At 63.6% G+C, this 21,651-nt stretch carries 22 protein-coding genes; 8 read left to right on the top strand and 14 right to left on the bottom strand.

Going from position 1 to position 21,651, the window contains the following annotated elements; genetic code table 11:
• Positions 1–250 precede the first annotated feature (250 nt).
• The gene (locus QI450_RS16955; RefSeq protein ID WP_226773491.1) at positions 251–1,036 is read right to left on the bottom strand and encodes a GNAT family N-acetyltransferase; all 786 of its coding nucleotides are present in this window, start codon (positions 1,034–1,036) and stop codon (positions 251–253) included.
• A 46-nt stretch (positions 1,037–1,082) separates the two neighbouring features.
• Between QI450_RS16955 and QI450_RS16950 the strand changes: the two genes are divergently transcribed.
• The 5 genes from QI450_RS16950 to QI450_RS16930 all read left to right on the top strand — a co-directional run bounded on the left by QI450_RS16950 (position 1,083) and on the right by QI450_RS16930 (position 4,688).
• Positions 1,083–1,568: a tetratricopeptide repeat protein gene (locus tag QI450_RS16950; RefSeq protein ID WP_226773490.1), complete on the top strand. Its 486-nt coding sequence runs from the start codon at positions 1,083–1,085 to the stop codon at positions 1,566–1,568.
• Positions 1,569–1,679: 111 nt separating this feature from the next.
• A complete protein-coding gene (locus QI450_RS16945) occupies positions 1,680–2,729 on the top strand; it encodes a hypothetical protein (RefSeq protein ID WP_226773489.1) in 1,050 nt (349 codons plus the stop codon).
• A gap of 42 nt (positions 2,730–2,771) precedes the next feature.
• Complete coding sequence (locus tag QI450_RS16940; protein WP_226773488.1) at positions 2,772–3,263, top strand: hypothetical protein; 492 nt, start codon at positions 2,772–2,774, stop codon at positions 3,261–3,263.
• Positions 3,264–3,293: 30 nt separating this feature from the next.
• A complete protein-coding gene (locus QI450_RS16935) occupies positions 3,294–3,908 on the top strand; it encodes a hypothetical protein (RefSeq protein WP_226773487.1) in 615 nt (204 codons plus the stop codon).
• A 99-nt stretch (positions 3,909–4,007) separates the two neighbouring features.
• Positions 4,008–4,688 (top strand): haloacid dehalogenase type II, encoded by a 681-nt coding sequence (locus QI450_RS16930; protein WP_226773486.1) that lies wholly within the window; start codon positions 4,008–4,010, stop codon positions 4,686–4,688.
• Positions 4,689–4,770: 82 nt separating this feature from the next.
• Here QI450_RS16930 and QI450_RS16925 read toward each other — a convergent pair whose 3' ends face one another.
• From QI450_RS16925 to QI450_RS16865, 13 genes are all read right to left on the bottom strand, one after another.
• Positions 4,771–5,715: an ABC transporter substrate-binding protein gene (locus QI450_RS16925; RefSeq protein ID WP_226773485.1), complete on the bottom strand. Its 945-nt coding sequence runs from the start codon at positions 5,713–5,715 to the stop codon at positions 4,771–4,773.
• 110 nt (positions 5,716–5,825) lie between these two features.
• A complete protein-coding gene (locus tag QI450_RS16920) occupies positions 5,826–6,101 on the bottom strand; it encodes a hypothetical protein (protein ID WP_226773484.1) in 276 nt (91 codons plus the stop codon).
• A 91-nt stretch (positions 6,102–6,192) separates the two neighbouring features.
• Positions 6,193–8,040, bottom strand: a complete 1,848-nt coding sequence (locus QI450_RS16915; protein ID WP_226773483.1) for a glycoside hydrolase family 15 protein — start codon at positions 8,038–8,040, stop codon at positions 6,193–6,195.
• Positions 8,041–8,212: 172 nt separating this feature from the next.
• Positions 8,213–9,238, bottom strand: coding sequence for a DUF2891 family protein (locus QI450_RS16910; RefSeq protein WP_226773482.1), 1,026 nt, complete (start codon positions 9,236–9,238; stop codon positions 8,213–8,215).
• Positions 9,239–9,261: 23 nt separating this feature from the next.
• Entirely contained in the window at positions 9,262–10,233 is a 972-nt protein-coding gene (locus QI450_RS16905) for a DUF979 domain-containing protein (RefSeq protein WP_226773481.1), read from the bottom strand.
• Positions 10,230–10,952, bottom strand: a complete 723-nt coding sequence (locus tag QI450_RS16900; protein ID WP_226773480.1) for a DUF969 domain-containing protein — start codon at positions 10,950–10,952, stop codon at positions 10,230–10,232. Before QI450_RS16900 ends, QI450_RS16905 begins: the two co-directional genes overlap by 4 nt.
• A gap of 170 nt (positions 10,953–11,122) precedes the next feature.
• Complete coding sequence (locus QI450_RS16895) at positions 11,123–11,800, bottom strand: GntR family transcriptional regulator (RefSeq protein WP_226773479.1); 678 nt, start codon at positions 11,798–11,800, stop codon at positions 11,123–11,125.
• Between the two features lie 98 nt (positions 11,801–11,898).
• The gene (locus QI450_RS16890) at positions 11,899–12,981 is read right to left on the bottom strand and encodes a sugar kinase (RefSeq protein ID WP_226773478.1); all 1,083 of its coding nucleotides are present in this window, start codon (positions 12,979–12,981) and stop codon (positions 11,899–11,901) included.
• Entirely contained in the window at positions 12,981–13,643 is a 663-nt protein-coding gene (gene eda / locus QI450_RS16885) for a bifunctional 4-hydroxy-2-oxoglutarate aldolase/2-dehydro-3-deoxy-phosphogluconate aldolase (protein ID WP_226773477.1), read from the bottom strand. Before eda ends, QI450_RS16890 begins: the two co-directional genes overlap by 1 nt.
• Positions 13,640–14,410: an SDR family oxidoreductase gene (locus QI450_RS16880; protein WP_226773476.1), complete on the bottom strand. Its 771-nt coding sequence runs from the start codon at positions 14,408–14,410 to the stop codon at positions 13,640–13,642. Before QI450_RS16880 ends, eda begins: the two co-directional genes overlap by 4 nt.
• Entirely contained in the window at positions 14,407–15,432 is a 1,026-nt protein-coding gene (locus tag QI450_RS16875) for an alcohol dehydrogenase catalytic domain-containing protein (protein WP_226773475.1), read from the bottom strand. Before QI450_RS16875 ends, QI450_RS16880 begins: the two co-directional genes overlap by 4 nt.
• A 98-nt stretch (positions 15,433–15,530) precedes the next feature.
• On the bottom strand, positions 15,531–16,886 hold the full coding sequence (locus tag QI450_RS16870; protein ID WP_226773474.1) for an MFS transporter: 1,356 nt from the start codon (positions 16,884–16,886) through the stop codon (positions 15,531–15,533).
• Entirely contained in the window at positions 16,883–17,971 is a 1,089-nt protein-coding gene (locus QI450_RS16865; protein WP_226773473.1) for a mandelate racemase/muconate lactonizing enzyme family protein, read from the bottom strand. The genes QI450_RS16870 and QI450_RS16865 overlap by 4 nt, the downstream gene beginning before the upstream one ends.
• Positions 17,972–18,168: 197 nt before the next feature.
• Between QI450_RS16865 and QI450_RS16860 the strand changes: the two genes are divergently transcribed.
• The 3 genes from QI450_RS16860 to QI450_RS16850 all read left to right on the top strand — a co-directional run bounded on the left by QI450_RS16860 (position 18,169) and on the right by QI450_RS16850 (position 21,644).
• On the top strand, positions 18,169–19,203 hold the full coding sequence (locus QI450_RS16860) for a LacI family DNA-binding transcriptional regulator (RefSeq protein ID WP_226773472.1): 1,035 nt from the start codon (positions 18,169–18,171) through the stop codon (positions 19,201–19,203).
• A gap of 317 nt (positions 19,204–19,520) precedes the next feature.
• Positions 19,521–20,315, top strand: a complete 795-nt coding sequence (locus QI450_RS16855; protein ID WP_226773471.1) for an enoyl-CoA hydratase-related protein — start codon at positions 19,521–19,523, stop codon at positions 20,313–20,315.
• 153 nt (positions 20,316–20,468) lie between these two features.
• Complete coding sequence (locus QI450_RS16850) at positions 20,469–21,644, top strand: CaiB/BaiF CoA-transferase family protein (RefSeq protein WP_226773470.1); 1,176 nt, start codon at positions 20,469–20,471, stop codon at positions 21,642–21,644.
• Positions 21,645–21,651: the final 7 nt, after the last annotated feature.

Raw genomic sequence — 21,651 nt, 5'->3', positions numbered from 1 at the left:
CGGAACCTGATGGGACTTGTGTCCCGGCTGCGGGACGTCGCCCAGGTGGCAGGTGGCCACTCTAGGCCCATCCGTCCTGGGGTACAACAAAAATCCGATTCGGCTGCGCTTGCGCGGTCCGCTGCGACTCGCGTCCGGTCGAATCGGCGCGTCCGGTCGAATCGGCGCGGCGGACGAAGCAACAGCACAGCAAAGCAGGCCCGACGTCGGCCGACCGCAGAGCAGCGCTCTCGGACGGGTTTTCTTCGCCTCAGCGCCGCCAGCGGTACGGCGTCGTCGTCGACACCCGGAGCAGGCCGTAGCGTTCCAGGATCGGCCGTGAATATTCGGTTGAATCGCTGTGGATGAGCGTTTTGCCCAGGGTCAATGCGGCGCGGGCCCGGGCCGCGGTGAGAGCGCGGTAGATGCCCCGGCCGCGCCACTGGCTGAGTGTTGCCCCGCCCCAGATTCCCGCGAAGTCAGTGCCTGACACCGGCTCGAGGCGGCCCGCGCTGACAATCAGCCCCTGATGTTCGGCGACCCACAATTCCATCCCGTCGCGGCGAGCCATCCGACGCAGGACTGCTGCAGCGTTTCCATCGGAGACGGGACTGCCAAAAACCCTGTCCTGCATGGCGTTCATGGCCCGGATGTCCTGTTCCTCGGTCACTTTTCGCAGGCTCACACCTGGTGGAAGATCCACCTCGACGCTCAGTTCGCTGGCCGGCCCGATCATAATCGACTCGGTCTCGTCGGGCTCGAATCCGTGCTTCAGCAGCGCCTCGTGGAGTCCGGGCGCATGATCGTGACCGCGGGTTTTCCATTCGATCCGCACAATGGCCGGATCGCGGCGGTAGAACGCCAGCGCTTCGGCCACCCATCGCGCGATCGTCTCGGCGCCGGCCCCAGCAAGGTCTTGGTAGGTGACGAAACCTCGTCCGCCCTCGAAGGTCACGAGCCGCAAGGGACCCAGCCGCTCCACGGCGGCCGCGCCGGGGGTCTCCGCGTCCGTGCGGAGCTGCTGGTCGTACCTCTTGAGGAGTCCTGAAATCGCCATCGCTCCACGGTACAGCGGCCGGCGGGGGCGCACGTAGGATCGGCACATGACAATTGACGAGTGGGAGCGCAGCGTAGCCGCATTCTGGACGGCCTTCGAGGCAGCACCGAGTGACGCCGACGACGTCATCGAGGAACTGGACGAGCTCGCTGCGGCTTCGCCGGCAACCGACGGCCGGGCAGACTTCGAACGCGCCTGTATCCGCGATTCAACCGGCCGGACTGCAGATGCCGTCTCCTTCTATGACTCCGGGCTTGCTGCCGGGCTCGACCCGATCAGGCAGACCCGCGCCTGGGTGCAAATGGCCAGCTCCGAGCGCGCACTCGGACACACTGACGAAGCTTTGAGGATCCTCTCCCGCACCGACCCGCACGCCTTGGGCGGAGCCCCCGGCGCGGTGCGGGCCCTGGCCCTGCGGGACGCCGGCCGGCACGACGAAGCCCTCCGGGTCGCACTCGAAGCACTCATTCCACATCTGCCGAGGTATCAGCACTCCATCGCGAACTACGCGAGGCTCCTTACAGACGGCTAGCGCCGAACCGGCAACACCTCCCGAAACCGCGGAACATCCCAATTAATCCACTCGGTGTAGTATCTGGTACTGCGTGCCGTTTCCGTGTCCGTTGCGTCTGAAGGAGTTCCCGTGAGTCACCGCCACAACCGGAGGGTATCCCCCACGTCCGGGGACGAAAGCCCCGTTGCCGGCTCAAGCGGGGTCCCGGGCGGCATAATGGCGGGACCGGCATCCCGCCAGCAGAAGGTGCCGGCAACGGCGGGCAGGGACACGGCAGCAGCTCTCCTGATCGGACTCCTGGCGGGCATCCTCGGCCTGGCGCCGTGGCTGATCACCGGCGCACGCCTGCCGCTGCAGAACCTTTGGGGCTCGCAGCTACTGCCCGGACAGATGCCCCTGGCCCTTCTGCCGCTTAGCCAGTACGAAGCCACCACACTGGTGTCGTTAATGACCACGGGCGCTGCGGCAGCCGGCCTGGCGGTCCGGCGCTGGTCCCCGGCGCGCCGTCGCCTGGTCACGTGGTGCGCCGCCGGGGGCGTACTTCTGGTGCAGGCAACAGCAGCGATCCAGGCATTTAATGTGGTCGGCGAGGGCTTGGCGCCCGGCGCGTTGTCACGCCTCTACCTGGCTGGCCTGTTGGCTGGAGTGCTGGCCGCAATCGCCGCCGGGCTGGTGTTGCTCTTGCTCCTCGCAGCCCGTTCTCCGGCCTTGGTCGCGTTGGGGGTTGGCCTTGCGGCCGTTCCGTTTGTGTCCTGGGTGACCTCCGCAGCTGCCGAAGTGGCTGGGGTGGGCAACGCTCCCGTATGGCTGACCTTGCTGTGGCGCTGGTTCCCCGCGGTGCTGGTCGGCGTTGCCCTGGCGTGGTGCGGGCTGCGCCCTGCGGTCCGCGCTGTGGTGTGGGCGGTGGACCTGGGCCTGCTCTGGGTGGTCCCCGCAGGGTTCACAGCAGTCAGCAGTGTCCTGGGCACACGGGTGCTGGGAGGTGACCTGCAGGAAATGTCAGCAATGGGAAGGCAGGTTTTCGCTGCGGCCCTTGGTCCCGCCGGCGGCGCCGGACCGACGGTGCTGCTGGCACTGGCGATCGCTTTGTTGGGGGCTTTCGGTCGATTCCCGGCCAAGAAAGGGTTGAATGCCATTTACCGGACACGGGCGCATGGCTTTCCCCAACCTCCGGGTTAGAAGATCCGCGGGGCCAGCCGGGGACCTGTCTAGACTGGCCCAATGAGGTCGAATTGGGGGATCTTTCGCTCTGCCGCCGTGCTGGTGGCTGCTGCTCTGCAGCTGACCGCCTGCGGCAGCACCGACGTCGTATGCCCTGCCGTCGGGTGGGTCAGCACCATCACTGTGCGGCTCGAAGGCGACCTCACCGCCGTCGACCACGTTGAGCTGTGCACCCCGGCGGGTTGCTCCGTTCCTGTTGTGGCCTCCGCCCAGCCCGCTGCTCCAAAATCTGCGGTTCCCAGCCCGCCGGCTGACCCTTCACCATCCGCAGCACCCTTCACCTCAGCCCGGACAGCGATCAATTCCTGGTTGTTCACCGTCCGGGGCCAATTGCCCGAGGACGTAAAAACTCGTGTGCTCACCCAAGACGGCACCTTGCTCGCCGGGCTGGAATCCCGGCCGGAATGGACCAGGGCGGGTGGGTCGGAAGAATGCGGCGGTCCCATGACCACGCCGCCCATCACCCTCCAGCTCCCGCACCGGCAGCAGTAGCAGCCTTGCCCGCCGACGAAAGGATCAGCCATGACCTTCTTTCAGGACTTCCCGGTACCGCCCACTCCCCCGCGCGGGCGGGCGGTGAGGTACGTCCCGCCGGTCTGGGCCGGCGCCCCGCCCTACGAGCTTCCGGCGGTTGTCCAGATCGGTCAGTTCCTGCACCGGAGCCCGACATTGGTGATGGCAGTCAAGAGCGCCGATGTCTTTTCAACGGGTTGTTCGTTCGATGTGTCATGGACCATCCGCCGGGGCGACCAGACCGATGCGGAGTGGGCGGATCTCAACGACGTGTTTTTCCGGCCCGGATCCGGCCCCCGAAGGGGCTCCGGGGGAGCTTCGATGCTGCACTTCGGCGCGGCTTTCCCTGACGGCTCAAAGTCCAGCACCAGCGCGCATCCGCACGGATTCTTCGAAGGCCCCGGGGAGCCTGCTCCGCCGGTCCTCCTGATGCGAAACGGAGGCGGGAGCGGCGGCGACGACGAGCTCTCCGGCTCCGGCTCGCTCTGGCTCTGGCCGTTGCCACCCGCGGGGAAACTTCGGCTGGTTGCCGAGTGGAAAGACTTCGGCCTGGCAGAGTGCTCCATTTTCCTGGACGGGTCCCGGCTGCGTGACGCCGCTGCCGGAGTGCAGAAATTCTGGTGAGCTGCGCATCGCAGCGCCCGGGCACCCGCCTGCGGCACCCCCCGCCGGGAAGGCGGCAGACTGGGTCGGGGGAGCTGCACACGACCACAAGGAGAATCCATGACCACCGCAATCTCAGTCATCGTCTTTGACGTCAATGAAACCCTCTCTGACATGTCCGCGATGGGGGGACAATTCAGCGACGTCGGGGCGCCGGCTGAGTTGGCCAAGCTCTGGTTCGCGACCCTGCTGCGTGACGGCTTCGCGCTTACAGCCAGCGGAGACAACGGATCGTTCGCCGCGATCGGGGCGGAGGCACTTCGGGGACTTCTGACCGGGGTGGAGCTAAACCGCCCAATGGATGCGGCGGTCGACCATGTTATGGCCGGGCTGACCGGTCTCAAGGTACATCCGGACGTCCCCGCGGGGATTACAGTCCTCGCCGCTGCCGGGTTCCGGCTGATCACCCTCAGCAACGGCTCTGCCCGGATCGCCGCGAAGCTGTTCAGTGGGGCTGGGATCCGTGACGAGTTCGAGGCGCTGCTCTCGGTCGAGGATGCGCCGGCCTGGAAGCCGGCCCGCAGTTCCTACGACTATGCGGCTGCCGCTTCGGGCGCCGCCCCGGCGGACATGCTGCTGGTCGCCGTCCATCCGTGGGACATCCACGGCGCAGCCCGTGCCGGGCTGCGCACCGCATGGCTAAACCGGTCAGGGAGCAGCTACCCGGGCTATTTCGAGTCGCCAGATTTTACGGTCAATGCCCTGACCGAGCTTCCCGGAGTGCTGGCCGCAGCGCACTAAAAAAGCAGCGCCGAGCCCCTCAGCTGAGCTGGCCCGGCGCTGCTTGCGGGTCGCAGCCCGGGGCACGGACGCGACGATGCTTCTAGCCGGTAAATCCTTTATCTTTGAGCCAGGCGGCAGCCGCATCCCGGGGGTTTACCTTCCGGTCGCCGGAGACTTCCTCGTTCAACTTCAGCAAGTCCGCCGTCGTCAGAACCCGTGACACTTTGTTCAGCACTTCCGTGCTCTTAGCGTCCAGCCGGTCCTTCAGCGCCAGCGGCACCACCTGTTGGGCCGCGAAATTGTTCAGCGGATCCGCCAGGGAAACCAGCTTGTTCTGGAGAATCAGCGGTGAGGTGCTGAAGACATCGGCGGCCTGGATCCTGTCATCGAGCAGCGCCCGGACTGTCACCGGCCCGCCACCGTCGCTGAAGGGGACGAATTCCTTAGGCTCGCAGCCGTAGTTCGCTTTGAGCCCCGGGAGGCCCTGGGGCCGTTCCTTGGCTTCCGGCGGCATACCGAGCGCAATCTGATCACACACCTTCCCCAGGTCGGCAAGAGTTTTGAGCCCGAATTTCGCCGCCGTCGCCTCGGTGACCACGATGGAATCCTTGTCCTCCGCTTGGGCCGCTTCGAGCACTGTCAACTCGTCGGGCAGCTTGCCGGGGAGTGCTTTCATGACGTCGTCGGCACTGGCAGCGGTAGCGTTCTTGTCAACGTAGCGGAGCAGATTGCCGCTGTAATCGGGGACGACGTCGATCGACCTGTCCTGCAAGGCCCGCACATACACCTCACGGGAGCCAATTCCTGGCTTCGTCGACGCGGGGATGCCAGCCGCGTTGAGCGCACCCGCGTAAACCTCGGCCAGCGTCTCGCTTTCCGGGAAGTTTGCCGAGCCGATCACCAGGGCAGCCCCCGGGGTGCTGCTTCCCGAAGGCCGGTCATTGTTCAGCGGATCATTTCCGGCGCCGCAGGCGGCCAGCGAGAGCGCGAGCAAAGTCCCCGCTGCCAGCGCGACGGTCCGGGCCAGTGGTTTCATCATGTTCATGTTCCTCATTCTTGAACCCGGCCGGTTCCGGGCCGAATTTTTCGTCCTGATGCGCCTGCACCCGCAGGACCATGGTACTCAGCACCGTCCGCAACTGCGGCAATGGCGCCTCAAGGATGCATTGGTCCGGGAACGCCGGCCGGGCTGACGGGACGCAGTGGCAGCATTTTGCGCGAGCCCGCATTTTCTGCCGCGTCCAGGGTCGGGTACTGGACGCAGGCGGGGACCAGCCGCCTGACATTCTTGGGCACCGGCGCCAGCGTCAGGACGGCATAGGCCAGGATGAATACGGCAGGTCCCCACCAACCCGTGCTGCCGAAGTAGTTCCGGATTTCATCGACCGACGGTAACGGGAACAGCAGGGCTGCCGCCGCCGCGGCAGCCACCAGGGCAAGCAGCAGGCCCAGCTGCAGGCCGGCCCGGAGCCGGCTAGGCCGGCCCGGAGCCGGCTGCCCGCAATGGGTGCGTTCGCTCCCCTCATGTGGCGTCTCCGGGGTCCCCGATGCGCGCCCGTTCCTTGTTCTCGGCCGTGTGAATGGCCCAGGCGGCGTTGATCAGGCCGATATGGCTGAAAGCCTGAGGGAAGTTGCCGAGCAGCTCGTTGCTGTCCGGGGAAACTTCTTCGGCCATCAGACCCAGATCGGTGGCAAAGCCGGAGGCCCGTTCAAAAACGGCGCGGGCACGTCCGGTCTGTCCGGCCAACGCCAGTGCGTGCGCCAGCCAGAAAGTACAGAGCAGGAACGTGCCTTCCTCACCGGACAGCCCGTCGTCCCCCTGGTAGCGGTACACCAGACCGCGGCTGTCGGTGAGCCGTTCATCGATGGCGTTGATGGTGGCCAGCATCCGCGGGTCATCGGCCGGGACAAACCCGACGATGGCCAGCATCAGTGCGGACGCGTCGAGCTCTTCGGAACCGTAAGCCTGGGTGTAGGCGTGGGCGTGGTCGTTCCAGCCGTTCACGCGAATCGAGTCGGCAAGCCGGGCCCGCGCTTGGATCCATTGCGGCACCCGGTCTTCGGCGTCCAGGACCGCGGCGAGGCCGATGGCACGGTCCACGGCGACCCAGCACATCAGCTTCGAGTGCAGGTAATGCCGGGGGGCACCTCGGACCTCCCAGATGCCCTGGTCGGTCGACTGCCACAGTGATGCCGCGGTGTCGGCCGCCCCGGCGAGGAACTTCCGGGTCCCGGGCTCCATCGCGGTGAGGTATTCCGGAAGGGTGGCTGCGGCGTCCAGCAGTTCGCCGTACACATCGAGTTGGCGCTGGTTCCAGGCTCCGTTGCCCACCCGCACCGGGGCACTGTTGCGCCAGCCCGGAAGGTGGGCGAGTTCCTGCTCGGACAAGTCCCGTTCGCCGCCGATGCCGTACATGATCTGCAGCGTCGCGTCGCTGTCCGGCCGGCTGGCAGAGACCGTCGCGAGGAAATGGAAGAACTTTCCGGCCTCATCCGGGCACGCAGCCACCCAGAGCGCCTGCAACGTCATACTCGCATCCCGGATCCAGGTGTAGCGGTAGTCCCAATTCCGGGATCCGCCGGCCACTTCCGGTAATGAGGTCGTCGCTGCGGCCACGATCGCGCCGGTCGGAAAGTAGGTTAGGGCCTGCAGGATCCGGCCGCTGGAAGCCACCAGTTCCTGCCAGGGCCCCTCGTAACTTTGGTGCAGCCGCGACCAGCTTGCCCAGCCCGCCAGCGTGTCCTCAAGCCGCCGCGCGATCTCCTGCGGGTTCCAGAAGGCCGGCAAGCCGGCGCCGGAGTCCTCGTGATGGAGGCCGAACTCCAAAACGTCGCCGGAGCGAAGCACCGGATGCGCCCGGGCAGTACCGTCCACCAGCTCGAAAGGAACGGTGGTGGACAGGGCCAGGATCCGGGTGCCGCCCCGAACAGTGACCCCACCCTCGACCCGGGCCAGCTCCGGCACGTCCCGGCCGTAGTCCGGGCGGGGAGCGAACACCACTTCCATTTCGATCTCCCCGCTGCTGCAGGCCACGTGACGCAGCAGCGTACCCGGCGCCCCGGCACCAAGCTCGTGGCCCCGGATCCCGTCCCCGAGCGCCAATGCGTCGGTGACCGTAACGATTCCCGCGGACGTGGTGTGGGTCGTCTCCAACACCATGGTGGGACCCAGGTAGCGCCGCGTCGAGGAATGCGGCGCAACAGGCCGGATTGACCAGGAACCGGCGGCCTCGCCCAGGATGCGGCCGAAAACGGAAGGGCTGTCGAACCGGGGAAAGCATAGCCAGTCCACCGAACCGTCCCGGCTCACCAGCGCCGCGGAGTTGCAGTCGGAGAGCAAGGCGTAGTTTGCGATCGGTTCGTTGGTCATTGGTGCCCCTGCCTTGTTGCCAACCCTGGCCCGCGGAAAACCGCGGGCGGTTGCCCTTCGTTCTACGACTATAGGCAAGGCCCCGGTCCGGGCTCTGCAAGTGAGGACACATTGCCGGCCGCAAGGCGCCTGGCCACGGACCTAGCCGTGCCGAAGCATCGTGGATTTCCTACTATGCCGAGGCCAGGGCGTCCCACGCGAAACTTGCCAGCCAGTGGCTGGACATAAACTCCTCGGTGCTGACGGAATCCATGCCTGCGGCCAGCAATGGCATCGTCGCGACGTCGAGTACGCGCACGGGCTCAGCCGTTCCCTCCGCTGCCGAGAGCGCTCGGCGGATCCGGATCAGCTGGCCGGCGCGGGTCAGGTTCAACCCGTTGAGGTGTGCCAGATACCCGTCCGACTCATCGGTGACAGTGGCTTTGGCAAGGATCCTGTCATCCGGCGCGAGACCCGGCAGGAACGCTGCAAACCACGCGGCAAAGGCATCCGCGTCGAGCACCCGGGCCATCAGGTCGGCCTCGCTCAAACCGGCGGACAGGAAATCCTGCCCGCTCATTTCCCACTCCCCCGGCCATCCGGCGTCGTCCTTAAACCAGTTCAGTGCCGCTTTCTCACAAACGGCGGCAGCCTGGTCCCTGCCCAGGGTGCGGAAGGCGTCCAGCATCATGCCCAGGCCGAACGCGGCATTGGTATGCAGGCCATGCCGGACCGGGAACTCCGCTTTGGCGGTCCAGCCGGCCACCAGGGAGGCGACAATGTCCACCAGCGGATCCAGGTTCTTGCCCCATTGCCGGATCTGCGCGTCCCGGGAAGAGGCGGCAGCAGCAGCGAGCCGAACCAGCCAGGCCCAACCGTACGGACGCTCCCAGCTGGGGTTCGCCAGCAGGTAAGCACCTTCGACGGCGAGGTTTTCCGCGGTGAGGTTCGCTGCCAGCACCGCCCGGAGGGCGCTGTCACGGCCGGCGTCGAGACCATGCTCCACCAGGACGACGCCGAGCCAGCTCATGTGCACCGAGGAATGCCAGTCGAACGAGGTGTAGAACGCCGGGTGAAGTTCCTGCGGGCTGGCCCGATCCGCCAGGGACGTTTCCACGTGGTGGGAGGCGTAGGGATACTCTCGGGTCAGGTTGTCCAGGACGATGTCCGCGTAGGCCTCGGCGAGGTGGTCCATTTGTTCCGTGGGATTCAGGATCATGCGTGCTCCTTTGAAGGGCAAAGTCAGTTGAAGGCCAGGAAGTACATCAGTGCTGTGTTGGCGCCCAGCAACGGAATTGCCGTGGCGATCTGGGCCCTGATGACTCCGTATTTGTTTTTCATTTCCAATAGCGCCGCCGGGACCAGGTTGAAGTTGGCGGCCATCGGTGTGCAGAGCGTCCCGCAGAAGCCCGCCAGCATGCCGATCGCGAAGATGATCGCTGGATTCCCATGGAAGCCCTGGACCAGGACCGGCCAGCCGATGGCGGCTGTCATGATGGGAAACGCGGCGAAGGCGTTGCCCATCAGCACCGTAAAGAGGAACATCCCAACGGAGTAGACGATCACGGCGGCAATCAGCGAACCCTCCGGAAGTATGCCTTTGGCCAGCGTGCCCACCGCCGTGCCGACGCCGGCTTTGGTGAACAAAATGCCAAGCGTGGAGAGCATCTGCGGCAGCAGTGCTGCCCAGCCGATGGACTCGAGAATGCGGCGCCCTTCGAAAATCGGGGTCAGCTTCTGCTTCGGCCGCAGAATAACGACGGCGACGACGGCAGCCGCGACGGCACCGACGGCCAGTGCCACGAGTGTTGTGTTGGTGGGATCGAAGATGGGTTGTCCACCGATCTTCAGCACCGGAGCGAGCAGCACAATGATCACCGTCACCACCGGCAGGACGAGCGCGGGGATGAAGAGCCTGTTGCCGAACCGGGTGGCGGATACGGCGCGCTCCGCCATGCTCGTGGACCTTGCTTTGCCATCACCAAGGGGTCCCGAACTGGCAAGAGTCACCAGCACCAGCACGGCCACGCCCAGGATCCACGGCGGCGCGGTGCCAGCCTGGACCCAAGTGCCATAGAAGAAGCACACACCCAGCAGTCCCCAAAAAGCCGCACTGCCCCAGCGCTTCGGATGGGTCGTATCGCGGGCAATCAAGAATGCCCAGGCAACAAAAAGAATGCCAATCAGCCAGAAGACAGCTTCAACCTTGATCATGCGTTGCCTCCGACAGTGGCGCTCTGGGCGGTCTTCGCTGCTTGTTGGGTTGCCTGGACGTCCCGGTCCAGCTCGCGGTCGAGCCGCAAGAGACGGAACCCGTGGATCAGGAAGGCGATCACGGCGGACGGGATAGCCCAGATGGCCAACTCAAGCGGCTCCAGGTGGAGCCCGTATGTCGCGTCCACGAAGGTGGTGATCAGCAGGATCGAGCCTACTGCGACAAAAATGTCCTCGCCGAAGAAGACGCCGACGTTGTCTGCGGCAGCGGAGTGGCCCTTGATTTTTTCCCGTACCTTCTCCGGAACCTCGCCGTACCGCCGCAGCGCGGCGCCTTCTGCCATCGGGAAGACCAATGGCCGCACCGTCTGCGCATGGCCGCCGATGCCGGTCAGGCCGAGGGCAGCCGTGGCTTGGCGGACCAGGAGGTACCCCAAAAGGACACGCCCGGCCGTGAGCTTGGCGAGCTTGGAAATCAAGATCTTCGCCTGCTCCTGGAGGCCAAACCGTTCGATGATGCCGATGACGGGAAGGACCACAACAAAAATCGTGACCGACCTGCTGCTGGCGAAGCCGGAACCGAAGGCGTCGAGGATTTGTAGCGGCGTCAGTCCGCCAAGAAGGGCCGTGATGATGCCTGAGGCGGTAACAACAATCAGTGGGTTCATTCGGATGGCAAAGCCGACGATGACCAGCAAAACTCCGATTAGTACGAGCATATCCATCCATCCCCGCATGGATCAGGTCCGCTCTGCGGACGCGAGTAGTTATCGTGGCATGGCCGAGCCGGCCCGTGCCGGGAAGGTGGTCCCCCGCAAAGTGATGCCCATCACCGTGATCCACAGCCTAGGGATTTGTTGAACAATGCGCAAGGCGCCGCCGCGTCCGGCTAATCGGTCATGGCCTCGAGTAGTTGAGCCTCGGCCCGGTCAAGATAGTGGCGCACGAATTCCGCGGCAGCGGCATTGTCCCCGGCGGCCATCAACTCAATCACGTGCGCGTTGTCCGCCACGTAGGGCTCGTGGAATGCCGGATCGGATCCCATCGAGTGGAACACCAGCCGCATTTCCGCCAAGACCTGCTCCATCAACGAATCAAGCCGCTCACTTGCCGCCCGCGCAACCAGGGCCCGGTGGAATTCCTGATTGGCTGCCGCCATCCCGTTGACATCCCCGCTGGAACGGGCCAGCTGGGCCGCGGCGACAATTACCCGCAACTCGTCCAGCGCCGCTGGTTCCTGCCACAGCACGGCTGCAGGTTCAATAAAGCGGCGCACACGGTAAATTTCACGAACGTCTGCCGCGGACGGTCTCGCGACAAAAACTCCGCGGTTGGGAATGCGGGTAATAATATGTTCGGCGTTCAGCGCGGTGAACGCCTCCCGGAGCGTGTTCCGGCTGACACCCAGGGCATCGCCCAGGGCTTCCTCGGATAACTTTGTGCCGGGCGCGAGCTCGCCGGCAGCTATCCGCTGACGCAGTTGGGCTGAGATCCACACACCGGTGTGGGAGTGGGTTGAGCCCTTAGCCATCCGGCGAAGGGAATCCAGTACCGCTTCGAAAGTCATGGTGCTTAGCCTAGTTGGCGGGGGGACACGACCGGCATGCACCAGCGACGGGCGCCCCGGGCGGCTCCGGCATCCTTGGGTAGTCTTGGCGGGCGCGCCTACCGTTCAGTGGCCGCACCCAGGCCCTGCGCCGCGCTCAGCACTTCCGCCAAAGTCGCCATGGAGTTGTCGCCCGGGGTTGTCATCGCCAGCGCACCGTGCGCTGCGCCGATATCGACGGCTTCCTGGACCGGTAGCCCCTGGAGAAGAGCGTAGATGAGTCCGGCGGCGAATCCGTCGCCCCCACCAACCCGGTCGAGGATTTCCAGGTCCTTGCGTTCCGGGGAGACCACAGTTCCTGTCGCTAAGGTGTGGCACATGCCTTGCCAGTCATTACGGCTGGCACTGCTGACCCTGCGGGCGGTGGCGGCCACCATGCGCAGGTTCGGAAACCGGGCCAGGGTCCGGGAGGCGATGGTGCTAAAGCGTTGTTCGCCGTCTTCTGCGGGGACCGGGGGTTCGATAGCCAACCGGTCCAAGAAGTCGGTTTCACCGCCAATGACAATGTCAGCGCTTGCAGTTAGTTGGGTGAAGACGTCGGCGGCACGTTGTTCTCCACCGTGGTCCGCCCAGAGACTGGGCCGGTAATTGAGATCGACGGAAACGACGGTGCCGTGGGCCCGGGCAGCTGCCATGGCGGCAACCGCCGTCGCACAGGCGTTGTAGGACAGGCCGGCGAATATGCCTCCGGTGTGGAACCAACGGACACCTCGAACACCGAAGAGGTCGGCAAAGTCCACGTCGTCGGGACCGAGCCGGGAAGCCGCCGTATTTCCGCGGTCGGAGACACCGCGCGCGCCCCGGATGCCGAAGCCTCGCTCGGTAAAGTTCAGCCCGTTGCGCGCTGCGCGACCCGTCCCGTCATCGGGTACCCAGTTAATCAGCGATGTATCTACCCCGCCTGCGCGGGCCAGGCCTTCTATAAGGCGCCCGATGTCATTGTCAGCAAGTGCCGACACAGCAGCCGTCCGTAGGCCGAAGACTTGGCTGAGCGCCCGGATGGCGTTGTACTCCCCACCTCCCTCCCAGACGTCGAAGTGGCGTGCGGTGCGGATCCGCCCGCTTCCAGGGTCCAGCCGCAGCATGATTTCCCCGAGGGCCACCGCGTCGTAGGCGGCGTCGGTTTTGATGTTCAGCAGCATCAGGACGGTACCGCCTTCTTGCGTTGGTGCCCGGCCAGGTGACCCATTGTTTCTGCGCAGAGCCGAGCCACTTCGTCAAAGTCGCCTGCGCGAATCGCGGCCCGGGGGACCATCCAGCTGCCACCGGCAGCGAACACCGCCGGGTGGTCCAGGTATGTGGTGACATTTTCCGGAGTCAGTCCGCCGCTGGGCATAAACCGCATTTCGGGGAACGGACCGGCCAGGGCCGTAAGCATAGGCAGCCCGCCAGCCAATTCGGCGGGAAAGAGCTTCACATGCCGCAGACCAGCGGCCGCTGCTGCCTGCAGTTCGGAGGCGGTGGCTATCCCTGGAATGGGCGTAAGGCCATGTTCGCGGCAGCGGGCCAGGACGTCTGCGCCGAGTCCGGGGCTGACGATGAACTTCGCCCCGGCATCAGCGGCGAGATCAACGCCCGCGGCAGTCAGCACTGTGCCTGCACCGAGAAGAATGTCGGTGCGGCGGCGCAGGGTTGCGAGCGCCTCCAGCCCTGCCGGAGTTCGGAATGTGATTTCGGCGCACGGAATGCCGCCTTGGACCAGCGCATCGGCAAGCTCGTGGGCCCGGGACGCGTCATCAAGGACGACCACTGGAACAATTCCGATCACGGCAAGTGTTTCCGTGACTGAAGCACTCGCTGTCATCGCCCCAGCCACCCGCCGTCGACCGGCAGTACCGTCCCGCAGACGTAGTCCGATGCAGGGCTGGAGAGGAACACAACGGCCCCGGCCATATCTTCGGCGGCGCCCCAGCGCCCGGCAGGTATCCGGTCCAGGATTGCCTGGGACCGGGCAGGGTCATTACGCAGGGCCTCGGTGTTGTCCGTGGCAATGTATCCGGGGGCGATGGCGTTGACGTTGATGCCGTGGACAGCCCACTCGTTGGACAGGGCCTTTGTCAGCCCTGCAATACCGGATTTGGCCGCCGTATAGCCCGGCACGTTGATGCCGCCCTGGAAACTGAGCAGCGATGCCGTAAAGACCATCTTTCCACCGGCACCGCGGGCGATCATGGCCTTACCAACCTCGCGGCTGAGAACAAACTGGGAGGACAGATTCACCTGGAGAACGTGGTCCCAAAGTTCGTCCGAATGCTCAGACGCGGGGGCTCGTTCGATTGTGCCGGCGTTATTAATAAGGATGTCCACCGGCCGTTCCATTGCCACGAGGTCGGCAGCTAGAACGCGGACAGCATCACGGTCGGCGAAGTCCACCGTCTTGGCGGTGAAAGATCGACCGAGCGATTCGACCGCGCGTGCCACCCCACTGCCGACCGGTTCCAGGGTGGCACTGACCCCGATAATATCGGCTCCCGCGGCGGCCAGGGCCTCCGCTATCGCCCTCCCCAGGCCGCGCTTGGCGCCGGTGACGACAGCGAGCTTTCCGGTCAGGTCAAAAGCCGACGCGTTCACGCCGGCACCGCCTGGCAGTCGATGAGGATCTTCATGGCGTCCCCGGATGCAAGCTGGCTGAACGCCTCCGCGGTCCTTGCCAGCGGCACGATACCGGTGATCAGCTGGTCGGCAGGGATAACCCCGTCCGCCAGCAGCCCCACCGCCGTTTCGAAGTCTCGGCGTTCGTAGACCCTGGCGCCCAGGATCGTCAGCTCCCGCCAGAACACACGCTGCAGGTCAAGTGGCCGGGGCTGCGGGTGGATGGCTACGACAACGAGCCGGCCCCGGACTTTTGCAAGCGCCGTCGCGCCCAGGACCGCCGCAGCCGCACCGGAGACCTCAAAGACCACATCGGCGCCGGCCCCGCCCGTCCAGGCATTCACCCATTCGCCCTGGTCCTGGGTCCGCGGGTCCAGTACTTCGAATCCCAGCTCTTTGATCATGGCTCGGCGGTCGGCATCGAGTTCCAGCACCACCACGGATGCGCCGGCATGCCGCGCGGTGACGGCGATGAGAACACCAATGGGCCCGCCGCCGATGACCACTGCCTTCTCACCGGGCTCCAGCGCTGCCCGGCGGACATCGTGGACCGCTACAGCGACAGGTTCGACAAGGGCGGCGTGATCCAGGCGCAGCGAGGACGGCAGACGGACGAGGACATCCTCCGCAACATTCCAATATTTCTGCAGCGCGCCGGGGGAATCGATACCGATAAAGTTCAGATTCTGACAGATATGTTGATGTCCGGCCCTGCAGGCAGGGCAGTCTCCGCACCAGTCCAAGGGCATGACCGTCACGGCCTCACCAATCTTCCATCCGTTGACGCCTTCACCCAGGGCAGCCACCCGACCGGACATTTCATGCCCGATGACGGCGGGGAGAGTAACCCGGGAGTCCATGTTTCCGTGCAGGACGTGCAGGTCGGTCCCGCAGATTCCGGTGTACGCCACCTCGATCTGGACTTCTCCCGGTTTGGGCGGCTCTTGGATGCTCTTGACAATGTTGATGGTGCTGTTGCCTGTGTACACGGCGGCGGACATATTTTTTCTTCCTTCGGTGGAACTATTTCGGTCCGGGAGACCCGGACCGAAACGGTTGGTTAGTGCTTGGGCCCGGGCCCAAGTCGCGGAGGGTAGGCTCAGACCTCGAGTTCTAGGGCATCCTGAGGCTTCGCGGGGGAATCAGCAGGACCGGCCGTCGGTGCCTTGACGAGGATCAGCGCGATGGCGCCGATCACGGCGAGGCCGGCTGCCAGCCCGAAGGCTGCCGGCCAAGATCCCAGGCCCTGGATTAAGAAGCCCGTCACGATCGGGGCGATGATGCCGGCTAGGTTGGCGCAGAAGTGCACGAATCCCGTGACACCGCCCAGCCGGGACGGGTGTACAAAGTCACGCACGATGGCGAAGAACTGGACGTTGGCCAAGTAGAGGGTCAGCAGCACGATCGAGAACAGACCAACTGCCAGACCCAACGAATTCACTGCTGCGAGCGGAATGCAGAGCAGGCCGCTGAGTCCCAGGAAGAACCCCGTCATCCACTTCCGGACACGGAACGGAGCCCCTGAACGGCGGGCCAGCCGGTCCGAAAGTATCCCGCCCAGCGCCGTGCCGACGGACCCTGCCACCCAGGGCAGAGCCGCAGCCCACGCGAGACTGGAGAGGTTGATGTGCTGGGTCTGGACCAAGAACAGGGGATACCAGGAAAGGAACATGAACAGCAGCCAGCTGAAGCCGAAAAAGGCGATGGAGTTGGCAATCACTGCCGGCTGGCGAAGGTAGAAGCGCAGCGGCGGGACGTGTTCGGTGTTTAGTTCCCGGGCCGACGCGTCGTCGGTAGTGATGAGGGCCAGTTCTTCACGGGTAATCCTCGGGTGATCTGCGGGCTTGTCCCTGATAAGCCAATACCAGAGCGCCGCGATAATGAGCCCCACCGCTCCGAGGACAAGGAACGGGATCCGCCAGTTATTGTTCGAGAGGGCCAGCAGCCCTGCGACGAGGGGAATTCCAACAGCTGCACCCAATGGGTTTGCCGCGAAGGTCAAGCCCATTGCCGTGGCATATTCCTTTTTAGGAAACCAGTTCGTCATGGTCCGTGCCGTGACGGACCCCTGCGGACCTTCACCAAGTCCGAACAGCAGGCGCTGGATAAAGAAAGTGGCGAAGTTGAAACAGAGGGCAGTCAGTGCGATACACAATGACCACCACGCCGCGGCGACGGCCATCGTTTTGCGGGGACCAAATTTGTCCGCCAGCGCACCGCCGGCGAAGCAAGCCGGTGCATACGTGAAAGCGAAAGCGCCCAAAATGATACCCATGGTCCCGGTGCTGAACCCGAACTCATTGATGATTAGCGGTGCAGCAACACCCAGGGCTGCCCGGTCGCCGTAGTTGAGCATGAGCACACCGGCGTTGGCGCCCAGGACCCGCCAGCGGATTCCCTTCACGGATCGGTCAGCCTGCTCGTGGGTAGCAGTCGTTTTCTGGTTCAAAGTCATGAATGGAGTCCTTCCAGGGCAGCAAAGTCCAAATCCACGCCGTGGCCGGGGCGTTCCGGGGCAATAGCAAATCCGTCTTGAATGAGCAACGGATGGGTGATGTAGGCGTCCAGGCCGAAACCGTGTGCCTCCATATAGGAGCGGTTGGGGGCGGCTGCCAAAGCGTGGACTGTCAGGTCGTGCACACCATGGGAGGTTACCGGCAGGTTGTGCGCCTCGGCGAGGGAACAAATTTTTCGAAAAGTCGTGTAACCGCCGCAGTTACTCACATCGGGTTCCGGGAAGGAGAGGGCACCGGCTGTGATGGCCTGTTGAAATTCATAAAGAGTGTGCAAATTTTCGCCGCCGGCGATCGGTTGCCCGCCGTCACGAAGGATGCGGGCGTAACCCGCCACATCGTCGGGAATTGTGGGTTCTTCAATCCAAACTAGGTTAAATTCCGCGAGTGCCCGGGCGGCCCGGATGGCTTCGTCTGCGCTCCACTTCATGTTCGCGTCCACCATCAGCGGGAAGTTATCGCCCAGGTGCGACCGCATGGCAGCGACCCGCTCGAGGTCGTCCTTCAGGACCGGCCGTCCGACCTTCATCTTGATCGCCCGGAACCCCTGCGCCTGAAAACTGTCGGATTGTGCCAGCAGCTCCTGCGTGGTGAGCTCGAGGTCGATGCCGCCGGCATAGACCGGGACCCTCGGGTCAAACCCGCCAAAGAGCCGCCAGAGCGGCTGACCCAGCCGGCGTCCTTTCAAGTCCCACAGTGCGATGTCGATGGCCGAGATGGCCGAGGTAGCGTGTCCGCCGCGGCCGGCGTAGTGCAGTGTCCACCACAGGTCCTGCCATATCTTTTCGGTGTATTCCGGATCGCGGCCCTGAAGCTTGGGCGCCAGATAGCGCTCGATCATCACCGCGACGGCAGCTCCGCCGTCATTGACGGTGTAGGTGTAGCCCAATCCGACGGCCCCGTCACTGTCCGTGATCCGGACCGTGATCAGCTCAAAATCCACCATAAGTCCGTGCGTGCTGTCTGTGAGCGCCTGCGCCAGCGGAATTCGGTACAAGCCCGTCTGCACATTTTCAATTTTCGCCATAGTTCCTCCTTGAACCGGGGAGCATTGTCCAAAAACCGGGAGATGGCCTAAAACCTCAAGAAAACCGGTTTTCTAGATGCGCTCAAGGTATTATGGGCTGGTTGCTATGTCAAGTGTTTTTTAGAAGGTCGAATTCGGCGGATAGCGCCCAGGCCCCGTCCGGTCCGCTGGATAGCCGCGGCGCGGAGTAGGGTGCAGTGGATCAGGAACTTAGGATCGGGCAGGCAACCCGCTCGCGGCTTGTGGACGTTGCTGAACTCGCGGGCGTCACGAAATCCGTAGCTTCACGCGTCCTGAACAATGACCCGACCCTCTCAGTCCGCAAAGAGACCCGCCTTCGCGTCATCGAATCCGCCTCCAGGCTGGGCTACCAACCACACGCCGGCGCCAGGGCTCTTGCCGGATCCAGAACGCGGGCTCTAGCGCTCCTGATCCCTGACCTGACTAACCCCGTATATTCGAGAATTACCCGCGGGGCTTACCAGCAGGCCCGCCTCCGGGGATACGCATTGCTGCTCGCCGAAGATTCCGAAGACGATGGTGTCGACGAAACTTTTGCCGATCTCGTCGCATCGGGCCGGGTGGACGGCCTGCTGATAGCCTCGGCCCGACCGGACCACCCCCTCCTGCGCATTTTGCCCGAAACCGACATATCTCATGTCTTTGTCAATCGGCCGGTTGAAGGCTCCGGCAGGAATGTGACTATGGACTTCGAGGCATCCAGCGCCTGCGCCGTGGAGCACTTGAGGAAACTCGGACATCGACGAATCGGCCACGTATCCGGACCAGCAGCCCTGGCGCCATCCCAACTCAGACGAGACGGCTTCCTCTCAGCTGCCCGCAGCGCAAAGCTTCCCCATCCCGCGGTCGAGTCAGGTGAGTTCAATGAAAAGGGCGGCTACACAGCAACACGTCGCCTTCTTGCCGGGCACCCGGAGATTACCGGCATTTTCACCAGCACCCTCAACCAAGCCATCGGCGCGCTTCACGCGCTGCGTGAGGCGCATGTATCGGTTCCCGGACAGATGTCAGTCATCTCCTACGACGACCTCCCCCTCGCCGGATACCTCGATCCACCCCTAACGACCATCGCGATGCCACTGGACGAACTGGGCCGGGCCTCTGTCGATGCCGTCTGCGCCCAACTCGACGGCGAAAAGCCGCAGAACATTTACGTCCCCACCGCCCCGCAAGTTGTTGTGCGCCAGTCCACAAGCAGCTTGGCAACTTAGGCGCACCCGACCGGACCCGGTCTCCGGCAGGAAGTGACCGTGAATGCGAACACTGGGCCTCGCGACCTCTGGCCGCCTTTGCATGGCCGCCGTTTAGGACGGAAGTCCACCCGGGTGACGCCCGGCATGCCACCGCCGTCGCAGGGGCATTAACTTGGCCATTGCACGATCGAGCGTGGTGATGTACTTTGTAGAAAACCGGTTTTCTTCGGAAGTTGACATTATCGGCTGCGCATTCAGCGCCGACGCGCAGTCTTCTGCAAAATTTGCACTGCAGACATTTTGGTACAACGCCCGCTTGTCATAGGAGACAGAGAATGAGCACGCAAGAAATCCAAAAGACAATAGCACTGTCATGTGAAGCAGGCATCGCTACAATCTCGTTGTCCAGACCTCCCGTAAATGCTTACAATGCGGCCATGCTGGAGGAACTCCTGGAAATCTTGAAGTCGATTGAATCCAGTAGTGACATACGTGTAGTAGTCCTGGAAAGTGCGATCGAGGGATATTTCTCTGCCGGTGCTGACGTTAATGAATTTGCGTCAAACACGAGGGCCGAAAACTTGGCTGTCGTAGAAATGGCACGAGCAGTGACTCTCGCTATTTCCAACAGCAGCAAACCGTATATCGGCGCCATCGCCGGACACGCACTCGGGGGGGGCCTTGAACTGGCGCTCGCTTGCGATATGCGGATCGGCCTTGACGGTACCCAAAGAATTGGCCTGCCCGAGGTTAAACTCGGGCTGATGCCGGGCAACGGCGGCGTTCAGAGGCTGACCCGCGTCGTCGGCCCGAGTCGGGCCGTGGAACTTTGCATGATGGGCGGGAGCATTACCCCGAAACAAGCGGAGACTTGGGGACTTTTCAATCAGCTTTTGTCTTCAGCCGAGTTCCAAAAGGGTGTGAACGTGATAGCAACCACTTTGGCTGCCAGCGCCCCATTGGCTCTTACTGCCGTAAAAAAGTGCGTCGCCCACGGCGTAGCTCAAGAGATTAGTGCTGCGCTCCAAACGGAAAGCTTGTTTGGGGACACACTTTATGAAACTGACGATGCCCGGGAGGGGCTTACAGCATTCGCAGAACGAAGAATCCCGCGCTTTACTGGCAGTTGAAGGCGCAACCCATCCCAGGAGGGCCGCGAGACCCTCCTGCAGCGTTCAACCCAACGGGGTCCGGCAGAGGCTAGCGATCCCTCCCGACCATAACCACTTTCCGGCCCGGGTCATTAACCCGAAGGTATTCGAAGAAGATGAATTGGAGCTATTTTGCGTGAAACACTTGACCTTCCGCTGGAAGGAATTGTTGTGCTTGATTTCAGTCAATTTCTTGCTGGCCCTGTTGCGGCCCTCCGCCTGGCCGACCTAGGCGCAAGGGTTATAAAAATCGAACGGCCCGAAACAGGAGACATCGGCCGCACGCTGGCATTTGCCGGACGGACAGCAGACGGAGACACGGTGTCATTCCATGCAATGAACCGCAACAAGGAAAGCTATACAGCTGATTTGAAAGATTCGACCGACTTGGCGGTTGTTCGGAAACTGATTACTCAGGCGGACGTCATTATCCAGAACTTCCGCCCAGGTGTCATGGAGCGAATCGGCCTCGACTACGAGTCCGTCAGCGAGCTGAATCCCCGTATTGTCTACGCAAGTGCGACTGGCTACGGAAATCACGGACCGTGGAAGGACCGCCCCGGACAGGATCTGCTCGCGCAGTCCATCTCCGGTATTCCTTGGCTTAGCGGGAGCTCCGAGGATGGACCCGTGCCCGTCGGGATCTCCATAGCCGACCACCTCATGAGCTGTCATATCGCCCAAGGGGTGACCGCGCTACTTCTTCGTCGGGAACGGACCGGCAGAGGCGGCCACGTCGAAACGAGCCTGCTCGAAGGTCTCTTGGACTTGCAGTTCGAGTTGCTGAGCACTCATTTAAACGATTCCACTGTCACCGTCGAGCGCAGAGGCAAGAATTCAGCGAACGCTTTCTTGGCTGCACCCTATGGCACGTACCCCACGAAAGATGGATTCATCGCGCTTGCCATGAATCCGATAGCAAAACTGGGCGCCCTCCTAAACGTGACGGCACTTGAAGAGCTGACCGATGCTGCGGCTGCGTGGCAGCAGGAACCCGAGATCGCTAAGATCCTCGCCGCCACGTTCCTTCATGAATCAACCGACCACTGGCTTGAGTTGCTTGATGCTGCGGATGTCTGGTGCGCTCCAGTTCTGACGCTCGAAGAGCTGGTCGCCCACGACGGGTTTGCAGCCATCAACATGACGCAGCAGGTCTCGCGTAAGGCATCAGTCACACAGAGCGGAGAAGACTTCTCTCTGCTGACCACACGGAGTCCAATCCGCGTCGACGGTCAGATTATTAACTGTAATAGGCCGGCTCCGAAGTTGGGCCAGCACAATGAAACGCTCAAGGGGGGAGTCCTATGACCACGCG

The organism is Arthrobacter sp. EM1, from assembly GCF_029964055.1.
GTDB lineage: Bacteria > Actinomycetota > Actinomycetes > Actinomycetales > Micrococcaceae > Arthrobacter.
This window is presented reverse-complemented; position numbering and strand designations above follow the sequence as displayed.

Coding starts and splice junctions, on each gene's coding strand:
- QI450_RS16955 (WP_226773491.1), bottom strand. CDS start 1,036: ATGGCGATTTCAGGACTCCTCAAGAGGTACGACCAGCAGCTCCGCACG.
- QI450_RS16950 (WP_226773490.1), top strand. CDS start 1,083: ATGACAATTGACGAGTGGGAGCGCAGCGTAGCCGCATTCTGGACGGCC.
- QI450_RS16940 (WP_226773488.1), top strand. CDS start 2,772: ATGAGGTCGAATTGGGGGATCTTTCGCTCTGCCGCCGTGCTGGTGGCT.
- QI450_RS16935 (WP_226773487.1), top strand. CDS start 3,294: ATGACCTTCTTTCAGGACTTCCCGGTACCGCCCACTCCCCCGCGCGGG.
- QI450_RS16930 (WP_226773486.1), top strand. CDS start 4,008: ATGACCACCGCAATCTCAGTCATCGTCTTTGACGTCAATGAAACCCTC.
- QI450_RS16925 (WP_226773485.1), bottom strand. CDS start 5,715: ATGAACATGATGAAACCACTGGCCCGGACCGTCGCGCTGGCAGCGGGG.
- QI450_RS16915 (WP_226773483.1), bottom strand. CDS start 8,040: ATGACCAACGAACCGATCGCAAACTACGCCTTGCTCTCCGACTGCAAC.
- QI450_RS16910 (WP_226773482.1), bottom strand. CDS start 9,238: ATGATCCTGAATCCCACGGAACAAATGGACCACCTCGCCGAGGCCTAC.
- QI450_RS16905 (WP_226773481.1), bottom strand. CDS start 10,233: ATGATCAAGGTTGAAGCTGTCTTCTGGCTGATTGGCATTCTTTTTGTT.
- QI450_RS16900 (WP_226773480.1), bottom strand. CDS start 10,952: ATGCTCGTACTAATCGGAGTTTTGCTGGTCATCGTCGGCTTTGCCATC.
- QI450_RS16895 (WP_226773479.1), bottom strand. CDS start 11,800: ATGACTTTCGAAGCGGTACTGGATTCCCTTCGCCGGATGGCTAAGGGC.
- QI450_RS16890 (WP_226773478.1), bottom strand. CDS start 12,981: ATGCTGCTGAACATCAAAACCGACGCCGCCTACGACGCGGTGGCCCTC.
- eda (WP_226773477.1), bottom strand. CDS start 13,643: ATGACAGCGAGTGCTTCAGTCACGGAAACACTTGCCGTGATCGGAATT.
- QI450_RS16875 (WP_226773475.1), bottom strand. CDS start 15,432: ATGTCCGCCGCCGTGTACACAGGCAACAGCACCATCAACATTGTCAAG.
- QI450_RS16870 (WP_226773474.1), bottom strand. CDS start 16,886: ATGACTTTGAACCAGAAAACGACTGCTACCCACGAGCAGGCTGACCGA.
- QI450_RS16865 (WP_226773473.1), bottom strand. CDS start 17,971: ATGGCGAAAATTGAAAATGTGCAGACGGGCTTGTACCGAATTCCGCTG.
- QI450_RS16855 (WP_226773471.1), top strand. CDS start 19,521: ATGAGCACGCAAGAAATCCAAAAGACAATAGCACTGTCATGTGAAGCA.